This is a genomic window from Pseudomonas sp. S10E 269, from assembly GCF_002798465.1.
Taxonomy (GTDB): Bacteria; Pseudomonadota; Gammaproteobacteria; order Pseudomonadales; family Pseudomonadaceae; genus Aquipseudomonas; species Aquipseudomonas pergaminensis.
The window spans coordinates 4,305,205-4,323,382 of sequence record NZ_PHIJ01000001.1 but is presented as its reverse complement, the minus strand read 5'-3'; the positions used below and the strand labels follow the sequence as shown (position 1 = coordinate 4,323,382).

The 18,178-nt window shown below is 62.2% G+C and carries 18 protein-coding genes; 6 read left to right on the top strand and 12 right to left on the bottom strand.

The features are described 5' to 3' along the window. The first annotated feature begins 93 nt into the window (after positions 1-93). Positions 94-1,146, top strand: coding sequence for an alpha/beta fold hydrolase (locus CWC48_RS20115; protein WP_100490124.1), 1,053 nt, complete (start codon positions 94-96; stop codon positions 1,144-1,146). Between the two features lie 40 nt (positions 1,147-1,186). Continuing rightward, positions 1,187-1,348 (top strand): DUF2986 domain-containing protein, encoded by a 162-nt coding sequence (locus tag CWC48_RS20110; RefSeq protein WP_100490123.1) that lies wholly within the window; start codon positions 1,187-1,189, stop codon positions 1,346-1,348. A gap of 1 nt (position 1,349) precedes the next feature. Here the strand turns inward: CWC48_RS20110 and CWC48_RS20105 are convergent, their stop codons facing one another. Then, complete coding sequence (locus CWC48_RS20105; RefSeq protein WP_100490122.1) at positions 1,350-2,561, bottom strand: YeeE/YedE family protein; 1,212 nt, start codon at positions 2,559-2,561, stop codon at positions 1,350-1,352. 123 nt (positions 2,562-2,684) lie between these two features. On the opposite strand from CWC48_RS20105, the gene CWC48_RS20100 reads away from it, so the two are divergent. Beyond that, complete coding sequence (locus tag CWC48_RS20100; protein ID WP_058425670.1) at positions 2,685-2,864, top strand: DUF1289 domain-containing protein; 180 nt, start codon at positions 2,685-2,687, stop codon at positions 2,862-2,864. Between the two features lie 74 nt (positions 2,865-2,938). On the opposite strand, the gene CWC48_RS20095 is transcribed toward CWC48_RS20100, so the two are convergent. Beyond that, positions 2,939-3,736, bottom strand: coding sequence for a DNA/RNA non-specific endonuclease (locus CWC48_RS20095; protein ID WP_071490180.1), 798 nt, complete (start codon positions 3,734-3,736; stop codon positions 2,939-2,941). A gap of 157 nt (positions 3,737-3,893) precedes the next feature. Here CWC48_RS20095 and CWC48_RS20090 point away from each other — a divergent pair, with 157 nt between their 5' ends. Continuing rightward, entirely contained in the window at positions 3,894-4,955 is a 1,062-nt protein-coding gene (locus CWC48_RS20090) for an SDR family oxidoreductase (protein ID WP_100490121.1), read from the top strand. On the opposite strand, the gene CWC48_RS20085 is transcribed toward CWC48_RS20090, so the two are convergent. The 4 genes from CWC48_RS20085 to CWC48_RS20070 form a co-directional block, all read right to left on the bottom strand. Then, positions 4,925-5,971, bottom strand: coding sequence for a HAMP domain-containing sensor histidine kinase (locus CWC48_RS20085; RefSeq protein ID WP_100490120.1), 1,047 nt, complete (start codon positions 5,969-5,971; stop codon positions 4,925-4,927). The two genes, CWC48_RS20090 and CWC48_RS20085, sit on opposite strands and share 31 nt — an antisense overlap. A gap of 8 nt (positions 5,972-5,979) precedes the next feature. Further along, positions 5,980-7,440, bottom strand: coding sequence for an ATPase domain-containing protein (locus CWC48_RS20080; RefSeq protein ID WP_071490183.1), 1,461 nt, complete (start codon positions 7,438-7,440; stop codon positions 5,980-5,982). Further along, positions 7,437-7,871 (bottom strand): hypothetical protein, encoded by a 435-nt coding sequence (locus CWC48_RS20075; RefSeq protein WP_100490119.1) that lies wholly within the window; start codon positions 7,869-7,871, stop codon positions 7,437-7,439. The genes CWC48_RS20080 and CWC48_RS20075 overlap by 4 nt, the downstream gene beginning before the upstream one ends. A 61-nt stretch (positions 7,872-7,932) precedes the next feature. After that, on the bottom strand, positions 7,933-9,144 hold the full coding sequence (locus CWC48_RS20070) for an MFS transporter (protein WP_071490185.1): 1,212 nt from the start codon (positions 9,142-9,144) through the stop codon (positions 7,933-7,935). Positions 9,145-9,267: 123 nt separating this feature from the next. On the opposite strand from CWC48_RS20070, the gene CWC48_RS20065 reads away from it, so the two are divergent. Then, positions 9,268-9,972 carry a TetR/AcrR family transcriptional regulator gene (locus CWC48_RS20065; RefSeq protein WP_092250632.1) on the top strand — a complete coding sequence of 235 codons (705 nt, stop codon included), beginning with the start codon at positions 9,268-9,270 and terminating at the stop codon, positions 9,970-9,972. Here CWC48_RS20065 and CWC48_RS20060 read toward each other — a convergent pair. The 5 genes from CWC48_RS20060 to CWC48_RS20035 all read right to left on the bottom strand — a co-directional run bounded on the left by CWC48_RS20060 (position 9,875) and on the right by CWC48_RS20035 (position 16,164). Further along, entirely contained in the window at positions 9,875-10,798 is a 924-nt protein-coding gene (locus CWC48_RS20060; RefSeq protein WP_100490118.1) for a LysR family transcriptional regulator, read from the bottom strand. The two genes, CWC48_RS20065 and CWC48_RS20060, sit on opposite strands and share 98 nt — an antisense overlap. A gap of 339 nt (positions 10,799-11,137) precedes the next feature. Continuing rightward, entirely contained in the window at positions 11,138-12,193 is a 1,056-nt protein-coding gene (locus CWC48_RS20050) for a D-isomer specific 2-hydroxyacid dehydrogenase family protein (protein ID WP_100490117.1), read from the bottom strand. 686 nt (positions 12,194-12,879) lie between these two features. Continuing rightward, positions 12,880-13,338, bottom strand: a complete 459-nt coding sequence (locus CWC48_RS20045; protein WP_071490189.1) for an Hsp20 family protein — start codon at positions 13,336-13,338, stop codon at positions 12,880-12,882. A gap of 115 nt (positions 13,339-13,453) precedes the next feature. Continuing rightward, on the bottom strand, positions 13,454-14,905 hold the full coding sequence (locus CWC48_RS20040; protein ID WP_100490116.1) for an amino acid racemase: 1,452 nt from the start codon (positions 14,903-14,905) through the stop codon (positions 13,454-13,456). Next, a complete protein-coding gene (locus CWC48_RS20035) occupies positions 14,902-16,164 on the bottom strand; it encodes a dicarboxylate/amino acid:cation symporter (protein WP_100490115.1) in 1,263 nt (420 codons plus the stop codon). The genes CWC48_RS20040 and CWC48_RS20035 overlap by 4 nt, the downstream gene beginning before the upstream one ends. Positions 16,165-16,337: 173 nt before the next feature. Here CWC48_RS20035 and CWC48_RS20030 point away from each other — a divergent pair, with 173 nt between their 5' ends. Beyond that, entirely contained in the window at positions 16,338-17,240 is a 903-nt protein-coding gene (locus CWC48_RS20030) for a LysR substrate-binding domain-containing protein (RefSeq protein ID WP_100490114.1), read from the top strand. A 2-nt stretch (positions 17,241-17,242) separates the two neighbouring features. Here CWC48_RS20030 and CWC48_RS20025 read toward each other — a convergent pair whose 3' ends face one another. Then, positions 17,243-18,148 carry a LysR family transcriptional regulator gene (locus tag CWC48_RS20025; RefSeq protein ID WP_092250611.1) on the bottom strand — a complete coding sequence of 302 codons (906 nt, stop codon included), beginning with the start codon at positions 18,146-18,148 and terminating at the stop codon, positions 17,243-17,245. Positions 18,149-18,178 lie beyond the last annotated feature (30 nt).

Genomic DNA, 18,178 nt, shown 5'->3' with positions numbered 1-18,178 from the left:
ACTTTGTCAGTAACTTCCTAGTCCCGCCTCCCCTCTATTAAAAACCCCTGCTCCAAGGCATGATGCCGCCCTCACATCAAGGACGATAAAACCGTGAAAACCACCCTCACCGCGCTGCTGTTGATTGGCTTGGCGATGCCTGCATTCGCCGACACCACGCCCATCGGCTTCAAGAGCATCAACGTCCCTGATGCACAACGCCCGCTGCAAATGGTGGTCTGGTACCCCGCCGCCACCGCAGCTACGCCTGAGTTGATCCGCGATGACGCCGTGTTTTTCGGTGCCTTGGGAGTGCCCGATGCGCCGGCAGCGAGCGGCGAACATCCGCTGGTGGTGCTCTCCCACGGCTACGGCGGCAACTGGGGCAACCAGGTGTGGCTGGCCAGCGCCCTGGCCCATCAGGGTTACATCGTGGCGGCGGTCAACCATCCCGGCACCACCAGCAAGGATCGCAGCCCCCAGGCCGCTGCGCAGTTGTGGCAACGGCCCAAAGACTTGAGCCGGGCCATCGATGCGGTGATCGCCCAGCCGACGCAGTTCGGCACCGTGGCAAACAACCGTATCGCCGTGGTCGGCCACTCCATCGGTGGCTGGACTGCCATGGAAATCGCCGGCGCGCGTTTCGACCCGGACCTCTTCGCCCGCGACTGCAACACTCACCCTAAATTGGGCGGCTGCATTAGCTACCAGCAGATCAAACCCGCCGCGACACCGGCGGCGAAGGCCCAACTGGCCGCTGACCTGCGCGACCCACGCGTCGGCGCCGTGGTGACCCTGGACCTGGGCCTGTCGCGCGGCTTCACCGACGCCAGCCTGGCCGCCCTGCCGGTGCCGGCGCTGGTGATTGCGGGGGGCGTGCCAACGGAAGATATGGACCCCAACCTGGAGTCCGCCGATATGGTCAGGCGTATGCCAAAGGCCTCGACCGAGTATGTGGAGATCAGCGACGCTACGCACTTCAGCTTTATGTCGATCTGCAAGCCGGGTGGCATGGCGTTGATCGAAGAAGACTCGCCGGGCGATGGCATGATTTGCCGCGATGGCGATGGGGCTCGGCCAAGGGCGGTGATTCAGCAACAGGTGCTGGATCTGATCACCGGTTTTTTGGGGCGGACAGCGGCACGGCGCGCGGCGGCCGATTTTTAGCTGGTATCATCCCGGGCCTGTACAACCCGGGGAGAACCACATGAACCGCCAGAAAAAACTCCAGCAGCTCTTCAAGGAAAAAGCCAGGAAGGCCAACGCCAAATTGGCGCCGAAGAAGAAGGACAAGTACATCAGCAAGGCAGACCGGGAAAAGCTCGCGGCCGAAGCTGCCCAGGCCCCAAGCCTTTCCCCGGAAAGCTGACTCAGCAACCGCTCAACGCCACCTGCCGCCGCTCCCCCGCAAAGAAAAACGGCCGCAACCGCACGCCCACGCTGTTGCCGATAAACGCCGCCACCAGCCATACCCAGCCATGCAGGCTGCCCGAGGCGATGCCGCTGAAGTACGCGCCGATGTTGCAACCGTACGCCAGGCGCGAGCCGTAGCCGAGCAGCAGGCCGCCGATCACAGCCGCCACCAGCGAGCGCGCCGGAATCTTGAGGCTGGGGGCAAAGCGCCCGGCCAGGCCGGCGGCCAGCAGCGCACCGAGGACGATGCCGATGTCCATCACGCTGGTGATGTCTTCCCACACCGGCGCGGCCAGGGCCTTGGCATTGCCCGGCATCTGCCAGAACGCCCAGCTGGCAACGTCCACACCCAGGCCGCTGGCGACTTTGGCGCCCCACAGCGCGAACGCCGAGGTGATGCCCCAGGGCCGTCCCGCCAGCGCCAGGGTGGCGTAGTTGAGCAGGGCCAGGCCGATGGCGCCCCACACCAGTGGCCACGGCCCGCGCAGGAAGCGGCGCAGGCCTCGGTGCTCACTTTTCACGCCCTCTTCCAATTGAACATGGCGACCCTTCTCCAGCCGTACGGTCACCAGCGCAATGATCGCGAACACCGCCAGGCTCAAGCCCAATGCCGGCACCACGCCGAAGCTCTTGACGATGGACACCGCCGGGAACGCCGGCAGCCCGAACCACCAGTCAACATGGTGCGTGGCGATCAACGAACCGCAGATAAAGAACAGCAACGTGACCAGCATGCGCGCATTGCCGCCGCCGACGGTGAACAGCGTACCCGACGCACAACCGCCGCCCAGCTGCATGCCGATGCCGAAAATAAATGCCCCGAACACCACCGACACCCCGGCCGGCGCCACCAGCCCGGTCACCGGCTGCCCGAACAGCGTGCCCGCCCCCAGCGCCGGGAAGAACAGCAGCACCGCCAGCGCCAGCATCACCATCTGCGCGCGCAAGCCAGCGCCACGGCGATCATTGATGAACACGCGCCAGGCCGAAGTGAAACCGAAGGCGGCGTGGTAGAGGGTCAAGCCCAGTGCCGCGCCGACCACCAGCAACAACACCTGGTGCGAACCGACGCTGTTTTGCAGGAACAGGGCGCCCAGCACCAGGATGATAAAGGCCACCAGCGGCGCGACGGGTTTGCGCGCGGGGGTGAGAGGCAGAGAGGTACTCATGGGGAATCTCGGTCTGTTTGAAAGGAGTAGGCTGCGAGGGTGGCGAGTATACCCTTGTGTGTAGATAATCCCGGGATGCGTGTGGCCTGACGTCGCCCCTTTCCTCCATCAGCCGGTGAACCCGTGGCCAAAGACATCGAGAACCCGTGCGTTTCCCTCTGCCAGCTCAGCGGCGACCTCTGCGTCAGTTGCGGACGCACCAAGGATGACATCCGCAAATGGAAACGCATGAAACGCCCGGAGAAGATGGCGGCCGTACAGCGTGCGACACAGCGCCTCAAGGCGTTGAAAAAAGCCAGGTGAGGCTGTTCATGCATCTGTGGCGAGCGGGCTTGCCACAGATGCCTGCTCACCACAATTGGCCCGCAAGATGGGGGTCAACCCCGCCCCACCGACCCCGACACCGGAAGATCACCCAGCAGCTTGAGCCCGGTGCTCTTCACAAACGTCGCGTAGTCCATCGGTTTCTGGATGCGCGTCTCGGCGTTGGGCAGCACATAGGCCCAGGCGCGCTTGCTGGAGGCGTCATACACCAGCTTGAACAACCGCGTCGGCACCCAGACCTTGTTGTGGCCGATGGTGCCGTAGCCCGGGTCGAACAACGGGCCGGTGAACACATACACGTCGCCACCGGCACGCACGGCAAACTTGCGCACGTCGGCCTCGACCTTGCTCCAGACCTTGCGGTTGTTGGTGGGGTCCTGGGGCACCATGTTCGACAGGGCAAAAGACTGCGCCATGGCGTGCGCGTCAGGCGCATCGGCGGCCGGGGCCTGGTGACCACGGTCCACGGCCGGGTGCTGGCTGCGGTAGTCGCTCAGCTCCGCGCGGCCACCCTGGGGAATGCGCGGGTCCGCATAGAACTGGTTGGTGCGCTCCTCGCCTTTGGCGTCTTTCAATTGCGCGGCATTCAGGCGCTCGACGACCACCAGCGGGGTCTTGCTGGTTTGCGAGTACAGCACCGCAAAGGTGTCCGAACACAGGGCCAGAGGCTTCATCGACGCCGGGACGGTGGCGGTGTTGATCGGTCTGGTGGCAGGAAAGAGTTGGGCGCAACCGTCAAACGAACTGCGCTGCTGGGTGGGGGTATAGGGATTGGCGAGGCTGCGTGCGTCTACAGCGGTGGAGAGCAAAACGAGGGCCGACAGCCCGACTGCAACGTTGCGTAGGTACATGCGTTAGATCTTATGGTAAGGGTAAACGGACACGCGCGAATATTCGTGCGGGGCCTATGGACCCTCAGATACCTGTTTGGTGCCGCCAGGCTTTCGGTAAAGGTTGAACCTCTCCTACATGCAAGGGTTCAGAACCCTACATCCTCGGAGGAATTTTATGACCCAGACAGCCTTAGTCGTCGGCGCCAGCGGCATCGTTGGTAGCGCCATCACCCAATTACTGCTGGACAACCAATGGCAGGTTGCCGCGCTCTCACGCAGCCCCTCCCAGGTGCCCGGCGTGATCCCGATAAGCGCCGACTTACAATACCCGGCCACCGTACAGCAGGCACTGACCGCGTTAAAACCCACCCACGTATTCATCACCACTTGGTCGCGCCAGGCCACGGAAGTCGAGAACATCCGCGTCAACGCCGCCATGGTGCGCAACGTGCTGGACGCCGTACGCCCCACCGGCAGTGTGCAACACGTAGCGCTGGTCACCGGGCTGAAGCACTACCTCGGCCCCTTTGAAAACTATGGCAAGGGCAGCCTGCCGCAAACTCCGTTCCGCGAAGACCAAGGCCGCCTGGACGTGGAGAATTTCTACTACGCCCAGGAAGACGAAGTGTTCGCTGCGGCCGAGAAAGATGGCTTCACCTGGAGCGTGCACCGCCCGCACACCGTCACGGGTGTCGCTGTGGGCAATGCGATGAATATGGCGACCACCCTCGCCGTCTACGCCAGCGTGTGCAAATACACCGGGCGCCCATTCGTGTTCCCAGGCTCCCGCGTGCAATGGGACAGCCTCACCGACATGACAGATGCGCGGCAATTGGCCCAGCAACAGCTATGGGCAGCCACCACGTCAGCGGCTGCCAACCAGGCGTTCAACATCACCAATGGCGATGTTTTCCGCTGGCAATGGATGTGGGGGCAGATTGCCGATTACTTCGGCCTTGCACCAGCACCGTTCCCAGCCGCGCCCGCCCCACTCGAGCGCCAGATGGCCGACGACCAGGCCACTTGGAACCAGATCGCGGCGCAGTACGGGCTGAAAGAAGCCGACATCAGCCGACTCATTTCGCCATGGCACACCGACGCCGACCTGGGACGGCCGATCGAGGTGGTCACCGATATGTCCAAGAGCCGCCAACTGGGTTTCACCGCTTACCAGGCCAGCGACCAGGCCTTTTTCGACGTGTTCGATCAGTTGCGCGATGCACGGCTGATCCCTTGACTGGATAGCGGCAGCACGACCACAAACTCGCTGCCCCTGCCGTGTCCTTCACTCATGCCCGTCACTGTACCGCCGTGGGCTTCGACCAGTTCGCGCACCACGGTCAAGCCAATACCCAGGCCGGCGCTGTTGAAACCGATGGCGTGGGCATCTTGCACATAAGGATCAAAAATGAACGGCAAGGCCTTGGCGGTCACGCCAATGCCGTTGTCGGCAATGCTGATCTTCAGTTGCCCGGCCTCTACGCTCACCACCATCGCGATACGGCCAGCCGCTTGCGTGTACTTGGCTGCGTTGCCCAGCAGGTTGTGCAGGATCTGCGCAAGCCGTACGGGGTCGCCGTACAGGCTCGGGATAACATCCGGCAACACCACATCGAATTGCTGCTTTCGACCGATCATCACTGGGCTATAGGCCTCGACAGCGGCATTCAGGATACGCAGCATGTCCACCTTGCGACGGTGGATGCGCAGCTTGCCGGTGCTGGCACGCGAGACATCCAGCAAGTCATCGACCAGTTGGGAAATATGCTGGACCTGGCCCTCTATCAATTCACGCATACGCGGCAGTTCGTCGCTGGGTAGCCGGACCATGCGCTCGGCAATCAGACTGATAGGCGTCAGCGGGTTGCGCAGTTCATGGGCGACCATCGCCAGGATGCGTTTCTGCTGACCTAACGCACGTTCGGCGGTGACCTGCAGGTCCTGGGCGCTGAGTGCGGCGAACACCAGTTGCGCATTGGCTTCGCGCAGCTTCTGGAACAGCAGTTGGTCCTCTACCTTCGGCGCCGCGACAGTGTCGGATTGGGCCAGGAGCAGTGCCAGCACCAACTGCTGGTTGGCCTCGATCAGTTGCTCGACATGCTGGGTATCCTCTAGGCGAGTGTTGGCGCCTTCCAGTTGTTGCTGCAGCGCAGCCAGTACGGCACGGGCTTCAACGATTTTCTGGCCGAGCAGGAACAGCTCATGGGCCGCATTGGCCACTTTACGCGCGTCCTCTCCCGCCGAATTACTCATGGGTCAGTTCAATCATTGTGGTCTCCTGTGCGCTGGGTCGTCGGACGCCCACCCAGCAGCCCCTCCTGGTCAGCGAGCATCTCGCCGATCTGCAGGCCATCGTCATTGATGTGGTATTGGCGCAGCTCGTCGCAGTGGGCACTGGCGCGCACTTTGACCACGGCCATGATGCGCAGCAGGCGGCTGCGGACTTCGATGTAGCGCTGCACGATAATCGCGTCCGTCAGGAACGCGGTGCCGTAGGGGCTGAAGCGCAGGTCGGTGTAGCGGTCTTCCAGCTCTGAGGTCATCAACACGCTGACCCCGGCGCGGGTCAACGCGGTGACCATACGTGACAACGACTCACGGAAGTCTGCGCGGAAGGTCGGCGCCAGGGCCAGCTCAAAGCCCGACAGCGAATCGATGACCACCCGCGTGGCGTTCAAGCGGCTGATTTCGCTGAGCAGCAGTTGGACAATTTCGTCGATCGACAGGTCAGGCGCCCGGCTGTCTACCAGGCTGACCTGGCCGCTGCGGATCAAGTCGGCCAGCGTTGCGTTTTGCGAGTGATTGGGCCGTTGCTCGAACACCGCGATCACACCGGCTTCGCCATTGCGCGCGCCCTCGGCCAGGAAGGTCGCTGCCAGGATGCTCTTACCCGACCCCGAAGGCCCCGCCACCAGCAACGAATAGCCACGGGGCAGGCCGCCACCGAGCATCTCATCAAGGCGTGGCACGCCCATTTTCAGGCGCTGCATGGGCAGCGATCTCGGCGTCTCGTCCGGGTTGAGCGGGGCCGGTGCGAACACCCTGATGCCTGAACTGGCGATACGAAAGGTGTGCAGCCCCGGCAAGGTCGGTTGGCCGCGCATCTTCATGATTTCCATCTTGCGCACCATCGAATTGCGCTCGACGCTCTGGCGCAACCAGATCAATCCATCGGCCACGGTGAAGATCGGGTTGGTGTCGGTCTCGGTGAAGTACTCGCCGATCAGGAAGGTGGTCGCTTGCCACGTGGTCATCAACATACCCAATTGTTGTACGAACTGCGGCAGGTTGTTATTGGGGTTGTGCTGGGTCTGGCTGGCCAGCACCACCGAACGGAAGGAGTCGACAAACACCAACGACGGCGCATGCGCCTCCACTTCGCTGACAATCCGGCGCAGCACTTCGTCCAGGTCGCCGGCCAGGGTGTCGTCGGCCAGGTTGATATAGCGGATCGACTGGTTGATCGCGTCGCTGTCGAAGAAGTCGAACTGCTGCTGATAACGGAGCATCTTCAGCGGCGGCTCGCCCAGCACGGTGAAAAACAGCGCCGGACGCTCGGGTGTCGCCAGGGCAAACATCATCTGATGCGCCAGGGTGGTCTTGCCACAGCCAGGCGGACCGGCGATAAGGTTGAACGAAAACTCCGGCAAACCTCCGCCCAGCACCTCGTCCAGCCCTGGCACACCGGTAGCTAGGCGGTTGATCGTTACTTTGGTGCTCATGGCGAATTTTCCTGCGAAGGGGTGTCGCTCAAAGAAGGTTCCCACACGTCGCGTAGTAAACGCGCGGTCAGCGAAGGCCCGATCAGCGTGGTGAGCAAAGTGTAAAAAGTGGTCAGCAGCACCTCACCGAAAAACAGCGCATCGGCCTCAGTCTGCTCAAGCAGTACGGCTTTGAGCCCGGATCTGTCAGGCGTGGCTTGCACACGATCGTGCATGCCGGCCAATCGCGCATGGGCCGAGGCGCTGAGGTGCAGGCTGCGGCGCAGCAAGGCGACACAGCCTTGCTGCCCGATGATGGGCGTGAGTGCTGCGTCCATGTCCTGCAATATCGACGTGATCGCCTCGGCGATGCCTGCGATATCCGCGGAGGGACCAACACGGTGCGCCAGAGAAGCTACGATCTGGCGGCTCTCTTCGCTTAGCGTGGACATGAAGGGCTGATATCCGATGAATTGATACCCAGCGTACACCCTCTGGCATTCGTCCGAGGGTTTAATGAGCCATTATCTGCGCCCCCATGCGCCGCCCGGGTTTGAAACCATGGGCACGGGCGCTCCAGGCAATCGCCAGCGACACACCGATCAACAGCAACATCGCCCACGGAAACGAGGCCACGCCCCAGGTCTCGAGCAACACCCCACCGACGACACCGCTGCCGGCGATAGCGCTGTTCCAGGCCACCACATTCAGCGACAGCGCCACGTCGGCGCCATCGCCCGCCGCATCGGCCAGGGCGGTCTGCAGCAGGGTCGCGGCGCCGCCGAAACTCAGGCCCCACACGGCCACGCCGAGGTAGACCACTTCCGGCAGGTTGCCAAAAAGACCCAGCCCAAGCGAGACGACCGCGAACACCGCCAGGCTGACGAGCACGGTCTTGCGCAACAACGACTCAACGAGCCTGGCCGTGAGCCAGATCCCTGCCAGCGCGGCAACCCCGAACACCAACAGCACCAGGTCGACCCGCTCGGCCAACCCCGCCGGCGCCACGAAGGGTGCAATGTAGGTGTACAGAATGTTGTGCGCCAGCATCCAACTGATCACCACCGCCAGCACCGGCCGTACGCCCGGCGTGCTCAGCACCTGGCCCAGCGACATACGTTGATGGGCGGGCTGGGGAGCGTAGTCCGGGACTTTGACCAACACCCACGCAATCAACACCAGACTCACCGCCGACATCAGGCCAAACGTGGTGCGCCATCCCACCAACCCACCCAGCCAAGTGCCGAGCGGTACACCCAACGACAGCGCAATCGGCGTGCCGACCATCGCCAACGCCAGCGCCCTGCCCTGCTGGTGCGGCGCGACCATGCGCCGGGCGTAACCGGCCAGCAGGCTCCAGGCCAACCCCGCTGCCACACCGGCAAAAAAACGCGCCACCAGGGTCACACCATAGTGGGACGACAGCGCGGTGATGGAGTTGAACAGCAGGAAACCGACGATGGTCAGCAACAGCACATTGCGCCGGCGCCAGCCACGGGTCGCGATGGTCATGGGGATCACCGCCAGCACCGAGCCCAAGGCATACGCGGTGACCATCTGCCCGGCCATCGACGGGGAAATTGCCAGACCGTCGCTGATCAACGGCAACAGGCCGGCGGGCAGGGTTTCGGTGACGATGCAGATAAAGCCGGTCATGGCCAGGGCGAGCAAGGCGCCGATGGGCAGGCGGTCGGATGACGCCGATAAAGTGAGTGGAGGTGTCACGGGTAACTCCTTGAGCGAGACTTAAATACTGATCGATACAAATGTTGCGTCTGGACATAGCGTGTTGTCAACGACTTATGTATCGACTAGTATTTATCTCGCTTCCTCCACCGGAGATCCGCCATGGCACAAATGGGCCGCCCCCGCACCTTCGACCGCGATCACGCCGTAGACCAGGCCTTGCACCTGTTCTGGCAGCACGGCTACGACGCCACCTCACTCGCCCAACTCAAGGCTGGCCTGGGTGGCGGTATCTCCGCGCCGAGTTTTTATGCGGCGTTCGGTTCCAAAGAGGCGCTGTTCGACGAATGTGTACAGCGCTACCTGACGACCTACGCACAGGTCACCGAATGCCTGTGGGACGAAAGCCTGTCGCCGCGTCAGGCGGTTGAAACGGCGCTGCGCCAGTCGGCACGCATGCAGTGTGAAGACGGGCATCCCAAGGGCTGCATGGTGGCGCTGGGCGTGATGAGTGCGCCGAGCCCCGAGAATGCGCGGGTGGCGAATGGATTGACGCAATCGCGGCTGCGCACACGGGCGGGGATTGTGGCCTGTGTGCAGCGTGCGATACGTGCAGGGCAATTGCCAGGCACGATTGACCCGGCGGTGATGGCGACGGTATTTGACAGTTTCCTGCAGGGCATTTCGATCCTTGCGCGCGACAACGTACCCCACGCCAGCATCGACGCGGCGATCAGCCAACTGCTGCTGACCTGGGATATTGCCGCGTCTACGGCGCCGCCGATTCGTCCCGGCATTGCATCAGGAAATCCACAAACGCCCGCACCCGATGCGGCACATAGCGACCATGGGGATACAACAAGGTAAACGGCCGTGAACGCCCACCGAACGGCTGCAGGACTTCTACCAGGCTGCCGTCAGCCAGTTCCTGCTCGACAATAAACTTGTAGGTCTGAAACAACCCCGCGCCGTGCCTGGCCAGGGTCACCCCGCCCAGCACATCATCGGAGCAGCTGTACCCCGCCTGCCCCGCATACTCTTGCGCCTTGCCATCCACCTGAAACAGCCAGGAGATACGCCGGCCATTGCTGGGCAATTCGTACTGGATGCATTCATGGGCGGGCAGATCTTCCAGCGTCTGTGGGATGCCGGCGCGTTCAAGATAGGACGGTGCCGCGACCACCACCAACTCGGCGTCTTCCAGCAGGCGCGCAATCAGCGATGAGTCGGGCTGGGCGCGCACACGGACCGCCAGGTCGTAGCCTTCGGCGACGAAGTCGATATTGCGATTGCTGATGTGGATATCCACCGTCACCTGCGGGTACAGCGCACGAAACCTGGGCAGTAGCGGCAGCAGACGGTGATGGGCGTAGGTGGTGGGAATACTGATGCGCAACAGGCCGGACGGCACTGCTTGCGCGCCCATCACCTCCTGTTGCGCTTCCACCAGTTGGGTCAGGGCCTGGCGGCATTGTTCGAAGAAGGTGCGGCCACTGTCAGTGAGGCGGATGCTGCGCGTGGTGCGCACAAACAGCCGCGAGCCCAGGCGCTCTTCCAGGCGTGAAATGCTGCGGCTCACGGCCGCCGGCGTGACACCGGCAACCTGCGCGGCGGCGGTGAAGCTGTTGGCTTCGGCGGCGAGGCAAAACAGCTCGATGCTGCCGAGCTGCAGGTCTTCGAAATGGCGTTTCACACTGGGTCCACCCGGTTACGGCTGCGGGGGATTGCAACACGTCCGCGCCCAGTGTGCCACTGCTTGCTTACGCCGTTGGCTCGATCAGGGTTGTCAGCCGCGCGGGGTTTGCAAGGCGTGGTACCCGTAGTCTGCGCGCGCTTGCCGCAATGGGACACCGGCGTCGATGGCCGTCGCCCACCGAGCCCCCCTCCAGGCCAACAGGTCCGTAGCGCAGGGTCCAGGCTTTGCCCGTAAGGCTGAAGGACCGGTCCAGCGGCTTGAGGTCGGTACAACTGAGGGCGTCCAGGCGTTGATGAATAGAGCGTTGCATGAGGAAGGCTTCCTTGTGTCGAGGGGTTAACCTGCGTTCGCCGCCAGGCTGAGCGCGTGGATCTTGTCGACAATCTGCCGCGAAGCCTTGCGGATTGCCGTCGTTGTGGTGCCTGCAATATGCGGTGTGAGCTGGGCATTGCCGACGCCTGCCAGTGGCGAGTGGAAGCAGTCTTTTTCCAGGGCAAAGGTATCGATGGCGACTGCTTTTATATGCCTGGGAAACGCCGTCATGAAACTCGCCAACTGCGCTTCATCGACGATGCCGCCGCGCGCGGTATTGATCAGTATCGAACCTTGGCGCATCTGCCTGAACTGGGTCAGCCCAAACAGGCCGCGGGTCAGCGGGGTCAACGGTACGTGGATCGAGACCACGTCGGCCTCCCTCAGCAATGCTTCGAGGGTTTGCCGGCGCTCAAGGCCAAGGCTGCGCGCGACCTGGTCGGTAAAGCGTTCCGAACCGGTGGCGATGACCTTGAGACCGAGCGCTCCCGCCTTGCGTGCGACCTCTTGAGCGATGCTGCCCGTGCCGACCACCCCTAGCGTGAGTTCGCCGAACTCCAGGCCTGGCGCCAAGGTGCCCTTGGACCAGCATCCCTTGTGCGTTTCAGCGTTGTAGTGGTCCAGGTCCCGGGATAAATACAACGCCTGGGCCAGGACATATTCAGCAACCGCAGCCGCGTTGGCGCCTGGAGTGTTCAGCAGGGTCACGCCACACTGCTGGGCCGCTTGCCGGTCGATATGGTTGACACCCGTACCGGCTTGAGCAATAGCGCGCAGCGGCGTTGGCAGAGCCGGTGACGCAGCGTTGCGAATCAGTTCGCCCTCAATGGGAATATTCAGGCGCGTCTTGAACACGCTGTACCCTCCGGCCAACATCACGACCCCCATGAAAGCCTGCCGGTCGTGACCGTTGATCTCGGTGTAGTGAATGCGCTCGCCATAGTGCTCGCGGATACCATCCTTATCAGTGAAATAGTAGAGATTCAGGGTGACGACCAGGCCCAACGCGAGGAATCGGTCGACTTCCTCGAATAACAACGGCGGGCCGGGTGCATCGAGTATCAGGGTGGTGAATGCCATGCTTGTGATCCTCTTGAAAGGCGCACAACCGCGCCGACAGCCAGGTCGCCCCGGCTGTCGGCGGGTGCTTTACCAAGTGTGTAGTCCTGGCCCTTGTAGGTTCATCGGTTCAAGCCTCGATAATTAATACAGATCCCTTGTTTGCACTCCACCGCGTGGGTGGAAGCAAAATCATCAATGTCACAGGCCGAAACCACCGCATCGCAACGAACGGATATCCCCCTGTTAGCCGACAGAAAGCCCTCAGATCGGTACCCAAAAGCGGCAAAAAATCTGAAACAAGTTATTACACTTCAACGTGAATCAATCATGTCGCCGCTTTTTCGACAAAAGACTTTTTTGGAATAAAACACGCATAAAAAGATAGCCAGCTTATGAACGGTTTCCCGATCCGACACTGACTATTCTTTTTCAAGCAATTGATTATTAGGGGTTAATGAAGGGAGTCAAAAACGCGGTACGCCCAGAAAGCACTCACGCCGACAGGATGTGCCAGGTCATTCTTAAATAATTCTTCATAAAGGCCTGACCACGTATGCACCGGACGATCCCGAGCCCTTGGCATCGTGCCCGGCCGCGCAGGGGTGGACTCGGGCTCAAACGACGAGCGCAAATAAGATAGAAAATGACTGTTAATCATTGGGCAAAATAAAGGCGCTCCAAAGAGCGCCTTTATTCATTTCAACTCACTGCTCGCTGATGGATTTCACATCCGCCTTGGCAGCGCCACCAATCGCAATGCGTTTTGGTTTGGCTTCCTCCGGTACCACCCTGAGCAGGTCGATGCTCAGCAGACCGTTGGAAAGCTGCGCGCCCTGCACTTCGATGTGGTCGACCAGGCGGAACGACAAGCGGAACGCGCGCTGGGCGATGCCCTGGTGCAGGTAGGTGATGCCCTCATCGTGTTCGCGCTTGCCGCCGGCGACGGTCAACACGCCTTTTTCCACCTGGATTTCCAGGTCATCCTCCACCAGGCCTGCGGCCGCAATCACGATCCGATAATGATCGTCACCGTGCTTTTCGACGTTGTGAGGTGGGTAGGTGGTGCCGGCCTCGCTGCGAAGCGCCGATTCGAAAAGGTCGTTGAAACGGTCAAAGCCGACAGAGTGACGGAACAGTGGGGCCAACGAAAGAGTAGTAGCCATTGCAAAATCTCCTGAGGTTTCTCCAAGTGATTTGATACGCGACCCGCATTCGGCATCGCGTAAAACCTAAGTAGGTTCAGGCTGGAAATTTTCAAGCGGCGCTCACAAAATTTTTTTATCCGACACGATGAGCTCCCGACGAAAGGCTGACACAACGGCGCGCCAGAACCGTCGTGGGGTCAACCAGGGCGACCCGGTGGGCGCCGATCTCGAACACCTCGCAATGCGCCAGCGCCAACGGCAACTCGGTACACCCGAGAATCAACACCTTCGCCCCTTGTTCACACAAATGCTCCGCCGCCAGCAGCAACTGCTCACGGCACACGCCAGCGGTAAACCCCGCCTTGATCCCCCGTTCGCCGTAGATCGCCTCCATCACCAGCGCCTGGTAATCAAAGCCAGGCGTGATGAGTTGCAGGCCGCAGCCTCGCGCGGCCTGGTGGTAGACCTGGCTTTGCAGGGTGCCGGACGTCGCCAGCAAGCCCACGGCCTGGCGGCTGCCGTAGGTCTGCACGATCCACTCCACCGTCTCGCTGAGCATGTTGACGATGGGCACGCGCAGGTGCGCCTGGATGCGTTCGACAAACGCATGGGCGGTGTTGCACGGAATCGCGATGGCCTGGGCGCCGGCGCTTTCCAGGCGTTTGCAGGTGGCGTACAGGGCCAGGGTCGGGTCGGTTTCATCACGCAGCAGGTTGGCGGTGCGGTCGGGGATCTGCGGGTTCTGTTCCACCACCATCTTGATGTGGTCCTGGTCTTTGCCGGCCGGGGTATGGGCGACCACCTTGCCCATGAAGTCCACGGTAGCCGCCGGGCCGACGCCGCCGACGATGCCCAGTTTGAACGGCGGCTGACGCGCCGGACCATCGGCCTGGGTGGCGAACTCGGCGTAGATCTGGTTGATGTCGAGGGCGCTGATGCCACGCCGTTGCAGGTCGCCGCAGACCAGCGACAGCTCGGTCATGCCCGGCACAATCACCGTGGCGCCCTCCCCTTGCAGCGACAGGCACGCCTGGTACACCGACTCCAGCGGCACACCGTCAAGGTGGCCGTCCTTGATGCCGTTGACGCCGTACATCGCCTCCATCAAGGCGGCCTGGGCGTGGTCCTCCGGGTACACCAGGTTGAAGTGCTGACCGAGGTGCTGTTCAAACAAGCCGCTGTGACGCACGAAGTCCGATGCGATCACGCCGAGGGTGGTGCCAGGCGCTATTCGACGGGTGATGTGCCGGACCAGCGCGTGCATCATGTCCAGCACGGGAATGCCCAGTTCCTGCTGGATTTCAGCGCGAAAGGTCTGGCTGGCGAAACACGGCAGCAGCACCGCATCCACCCCGGTGTTTTCAAAGGTCTTGCATACCTGGAACACATAGAACTTGCGCGCGGTCATGCTCGCGTTACGGTCCAGGGGCAGCAGTACATCCTTGAACGGGTGCTGCTCGAACAGGAAGTGATAGCGCCCTTGGTCCTCCAGCACGGCACGGGACTTGACCAGTTTGTAGAACAGATCGCCGCCCGCCAGCGAACCGAGCCCGCCGACGATGCCCAGCCGGGAGGTGGTTTTCATGCGTGCACTCCCTGCGGCAGTTCAGCGGGTTCTTCCGCGCTCTCGGATTTGGCCACCACCGCCGTGGCGATGCTGTTGCCCACCACGTTGGTGGCGGTGCGCGCCATGTCGAGGAACTGGTCGATACCGATGATCAGCAACAAACCCGCCTCGGGCAGGTTGAACATCGGCAGCGTCGCCGCCACCACCACGACCGACGCCCGCGCCACGCCGGCCATGCCTTTGCTGGTGATCATCAGCGTCAGCAAAATCAGCAGTTGCTGGGTGAAGCTCAGGTCGATGTTGTAGGCCTGGGCGATGAACATGATCGCGAACGCCTGGTACATCATCGAGCCGTCAAGGTTAAAGGAATAGCCCAGCGGCAACACAAAACTGGAGACCCGCTTGGGCGCGCCGAACTTCTCCAGCGCCTCCATGGTTTTGGGGTAGGCCGACTCGCTGCTGGCCGTGGAGAACGCCAGCAGGATCGGCCCGCGGATCAGCTTGCCGAGGGTGAACACCGAGCGTCCGAGAAACAGGTAACCGGCGGCGAACAACAACACCCAGAGCAGGGCGATCCCCAGGTAGAACTCGGCAATCAGCTTGGCGTAATCGGCCAGCAGGCCCAGGCCGTTGGTGGTGATCGCCGAGGCAATTGCGGCGAACACGCCGATCGGCGCGAAAGCCATCACGTAGTCGGTAATCTTGAACATGACCTTGGCCAGCTCGTCCACGGTGTCGGTGATGCGCGTGTAGCCGGCGCGCTTGACCCCGGCCAGGGCGAAGCCGAAGAACAGCGAAAACACCACGATCTGCAGGATCTCGTTGTTGGCCATCGCCTCGGCAATGCTGCGCGGGAATACGTGGCTGGTGAAGGTCTTGAGGCTGAAGTCCCCGGTGTTGACCGGCACCGCTGCCGTCGCATGTTGCACCACCTGCATGTTCAGCCCGGCCCCCGGCTGGAACAGATTGACCAGGGCCATGCCAAGCATCAGCGAGACCAGCGACGCCGTGACGAACCACAGCATCGCACGCAAGCCGATGCGCCCTACCGAGCGCGAACTGCCCATGCTCGCGATGCCGCCCACCAGGGTGGCGAACACCAACGGCGCAATGATCATCTTGATCATGCGCAGGAAGATGTCGGTGACCATCGAAAAGTACCCGGCCAGCGCCTTGGCGGCCTGCTCGCTTCCTGCATAGTGGTGACATGCCCAACCCACCAGCACGCCCAAGACGATGCCAACTGCGATTTGACGGGGGAGTTTGTTCTTCTTCACAGGTGCGGCCCTCAGATGGCTTTTGTTGTATGGAGCGGATTCTAGGGACCCACCCCGGCCGCCATGATGAGTAATCCAGCTAACCCCATGCGCTTTTGGAATAGTTTGCAGAAAGCCCAGCCCAGGCTGCGCGCGGCGGCATACACTCAGGGCTCATCGCCTGGAGAACCGGCATGCAGATCAAATGGTTGGACGACCTCTTGGCCATCGCCGAGTGGAAAAATTTCTCCCGCGCCGCCGAAGTGCGCTGTGTGACGCAATCGGCGTTGTCGCGGCGCATTCGTTCACTGGAAGAATGGGTGGGCGTCGAACTGGTCGACCGTGGCACCTACCCGGTGCAACTGACCGCCGCAGGCGCAGCCTTCTGCAGCGAAAGCCGCGAAGCCCTGGCCGGTCTGATGCGCCTGCGCGCCAGCCTGCGCGAGGTGGAACGCATGCCGGGCCGCTCGATCCAAGTGACCGCCGGCCACAGCCTGTCGATGACCTTCCTGCCCAAGTGGCTGGCGCAGTTCCAGCGCCAGACCGAGCAGTTCAATGCACGGGTGGTGGCGGCGAATATTCATGACGCGGTGATTGCGCTGGAAGAAGGCAGTTGCGATTTGATGATCGTCTACCACCATCCCCTGGCGCCGATCCTGCTGGATGCGCAACGCTTCGGCAGCCTGGCCCTGGGGCATGATGCGTTTATTCCGTTGTGCGCGCCGGACAAACGCGGCCGACCGCTGTATCGCCTGCCGGGGAGCACGGGAAAACCCGTCCCGCATCTGGCTTACACGGCCACCACGTTCCTGGGCAGGGTCGCGGAAATCGTGATCAAGAACGGCCCTGCACCCGCCGTGCTGGAGCGCTGCTACGAAGCCGACATGGCCATGCTGCTGATGCGCATGGCTATCGAAGGTTACGGTGTGGCGTGGTTGCCACAGAGCGCGGTGGTGGATGAGTTGGAGCGTGGGCTGCTGGTGCGGGCGGGTGGCGAGGAGTGGGGTACGCGGTTGGAGATTCGCTCGTACTGCGCGATTGAAAACCAGAACCCGACGATGAGGAAGTTGTGGCGCACGCTCGAAAGGCTGCGCTGACGTCAATGCACCTGCGGCATCGCCATTCGCAAACGCTGGGCAAGTAAATCGGAGAACGCTTGCGCCAGGGCCGTACGGGGAACATCACTGCGAAAAACCAGGCCGAATGAATACGGCAAAACCGGTAGAAAAGGCCGCGTCACGATCGGCAAGTCCAAGAAATCATTGGCCAGCAATTCGTTGATGATCGACACGCCGATGCCCTCGGCGACGAAAGCGCAGGCGGCACCTGCCGAATGCACTTCCATGCGCACGTTGGGAAGAATGGACGCCTGCCGAAACACCTGGTCAAGCTCCGTGCGCAGGTTGCGCTGGCGGCCCAGCAGCACCAGCGGCACACCGCGCAAATCACTCACCTGGATAACGCGCTTTTCGCACAGCGCGTGCGCTTGGGGAAGCACGCATACGCCTTGCACCTGCAACACCGGCACCACGTCGAAGCCCGGCAATTCGGTGGGCAGGCGCACAAAGGCAAAATCGACGCTGCGGTCCAGCACCGCGCGCTCAAGCGCATCGTAGGAACCGGTGACCAGTTCGATAACAAGGTCGTCGCGGCCCTGCATGAATTCGGCAACCACACGGGGCAACCATTGGTGGGTCATGCTGGTGGGCACCGCCACGCGCAGCAGCGCCCGGCCAGCGTGACCCAGGCGCAGGTCGTCGGCCATGCGCTGGACGCGTTGCATGTTGTCGACCAGCCCCGACACCTCCGGCAAAAACGCCTCGGCCTCGGAGGTCGGCGTCAGCCTGCCCTTCCTGCGCAGGAACAAGGCAAAGCCCAGTGACTCTTCGAGCTGGCTGAGCAAACGGCTGATGGCCGACTGGGACAAGCCCATGCGCGTGGCGGCATCGATGGTCGAACCGGTCGACATGATGGCCTGGAACGCTTCCAGTTGTTTGAGATTCACGCTCGGGCTCCAAGCAGACACGACTGGGCG

Coding starts and splice junctions, on each gene's coding strand:
- CWC48_RS20110 (WP_100490123.1), top strand. CDS start 1,187: ATGAACCGCCAGAAAAAACTCCAGCAGCTCTTCAAGGAAAAAGCCAGG.
- CWC48_RS20105 (WP_100490122.1), bottom strand. CDS start 2,561: ATGAGTACCTCTCTGCCTCTCACCCCCGCGCGCAAACCCGTCGCGCCG.
- CWC48_RS20095 (WP_071490180.1), bottom strand. CDS start 3,736: ATGTACCTACGCAACGTTGCAGTCGGGCTGTCGGCCCTCGTTTTGCTC.
- CWC48_RS20090 (WP_100490121.1), top strand. CDS start 3,894: ATGACCCAGACAGCCTTAGTCGTCGGCGCCAGCGGCATCGTTGGTAGC.
- CWC48_RS20085 (WP_100490120.1), bottom strand. CDS start 5,971: ATGAGTAATTCGGCGGGAGAGGACGCGCGTAAAGTGGCCAATGCGGCC.
- CWC48_RS20080 (WP_071490183.1), bottom strand. CDS start 7,440: ATGAGCACCAAAGTAACGATCAACCGCCTAGCTACCGGTGTGCCAGGG.
- CWC48_RS20075 (WP_100490119.1), bottom strand. CDS start 7,871: ATGTCCACGCTAAGCGAAGAGAGCCGCCAGATCGTAGCTTCTCTGGCG.
- CWC48_RS20065 (WP_092250632.1), top strand. CDS start 9,268: ATGGCACAAATGGGCCGCCCCCGCACCTTCGACCGCGATCACGCCGTA.
- CWC48_RS20050 (WP_100490117.1), bottom strand. CDS start 12,193: ATGGCATTCACCACCCTGATACTCGATGCACCCGGCCCGCCGTTGTTA.
- CWC48_RS20045 (WP_071490189.1), bottom strand. CDS start 13,338: ATGGCTACTACTCTTTCGTTGGCCCCACTGTTCCGTCACTCTGTCGGC.
- CWC48_RS20040 (WP_100490116.1), bottom strand. CDS start 14,905: ATGAAAACCACCTCCCGGCTGGGCATCGTCGGCGGGCTCGGTTCGCTG.
- CWC48_RS20030 (WP_100490114.1), top strand. CDS start 16,338: ATGCAGATCAAATGGTTGGACGACCTCTTGGCCATCGCCGAGTGGAAA.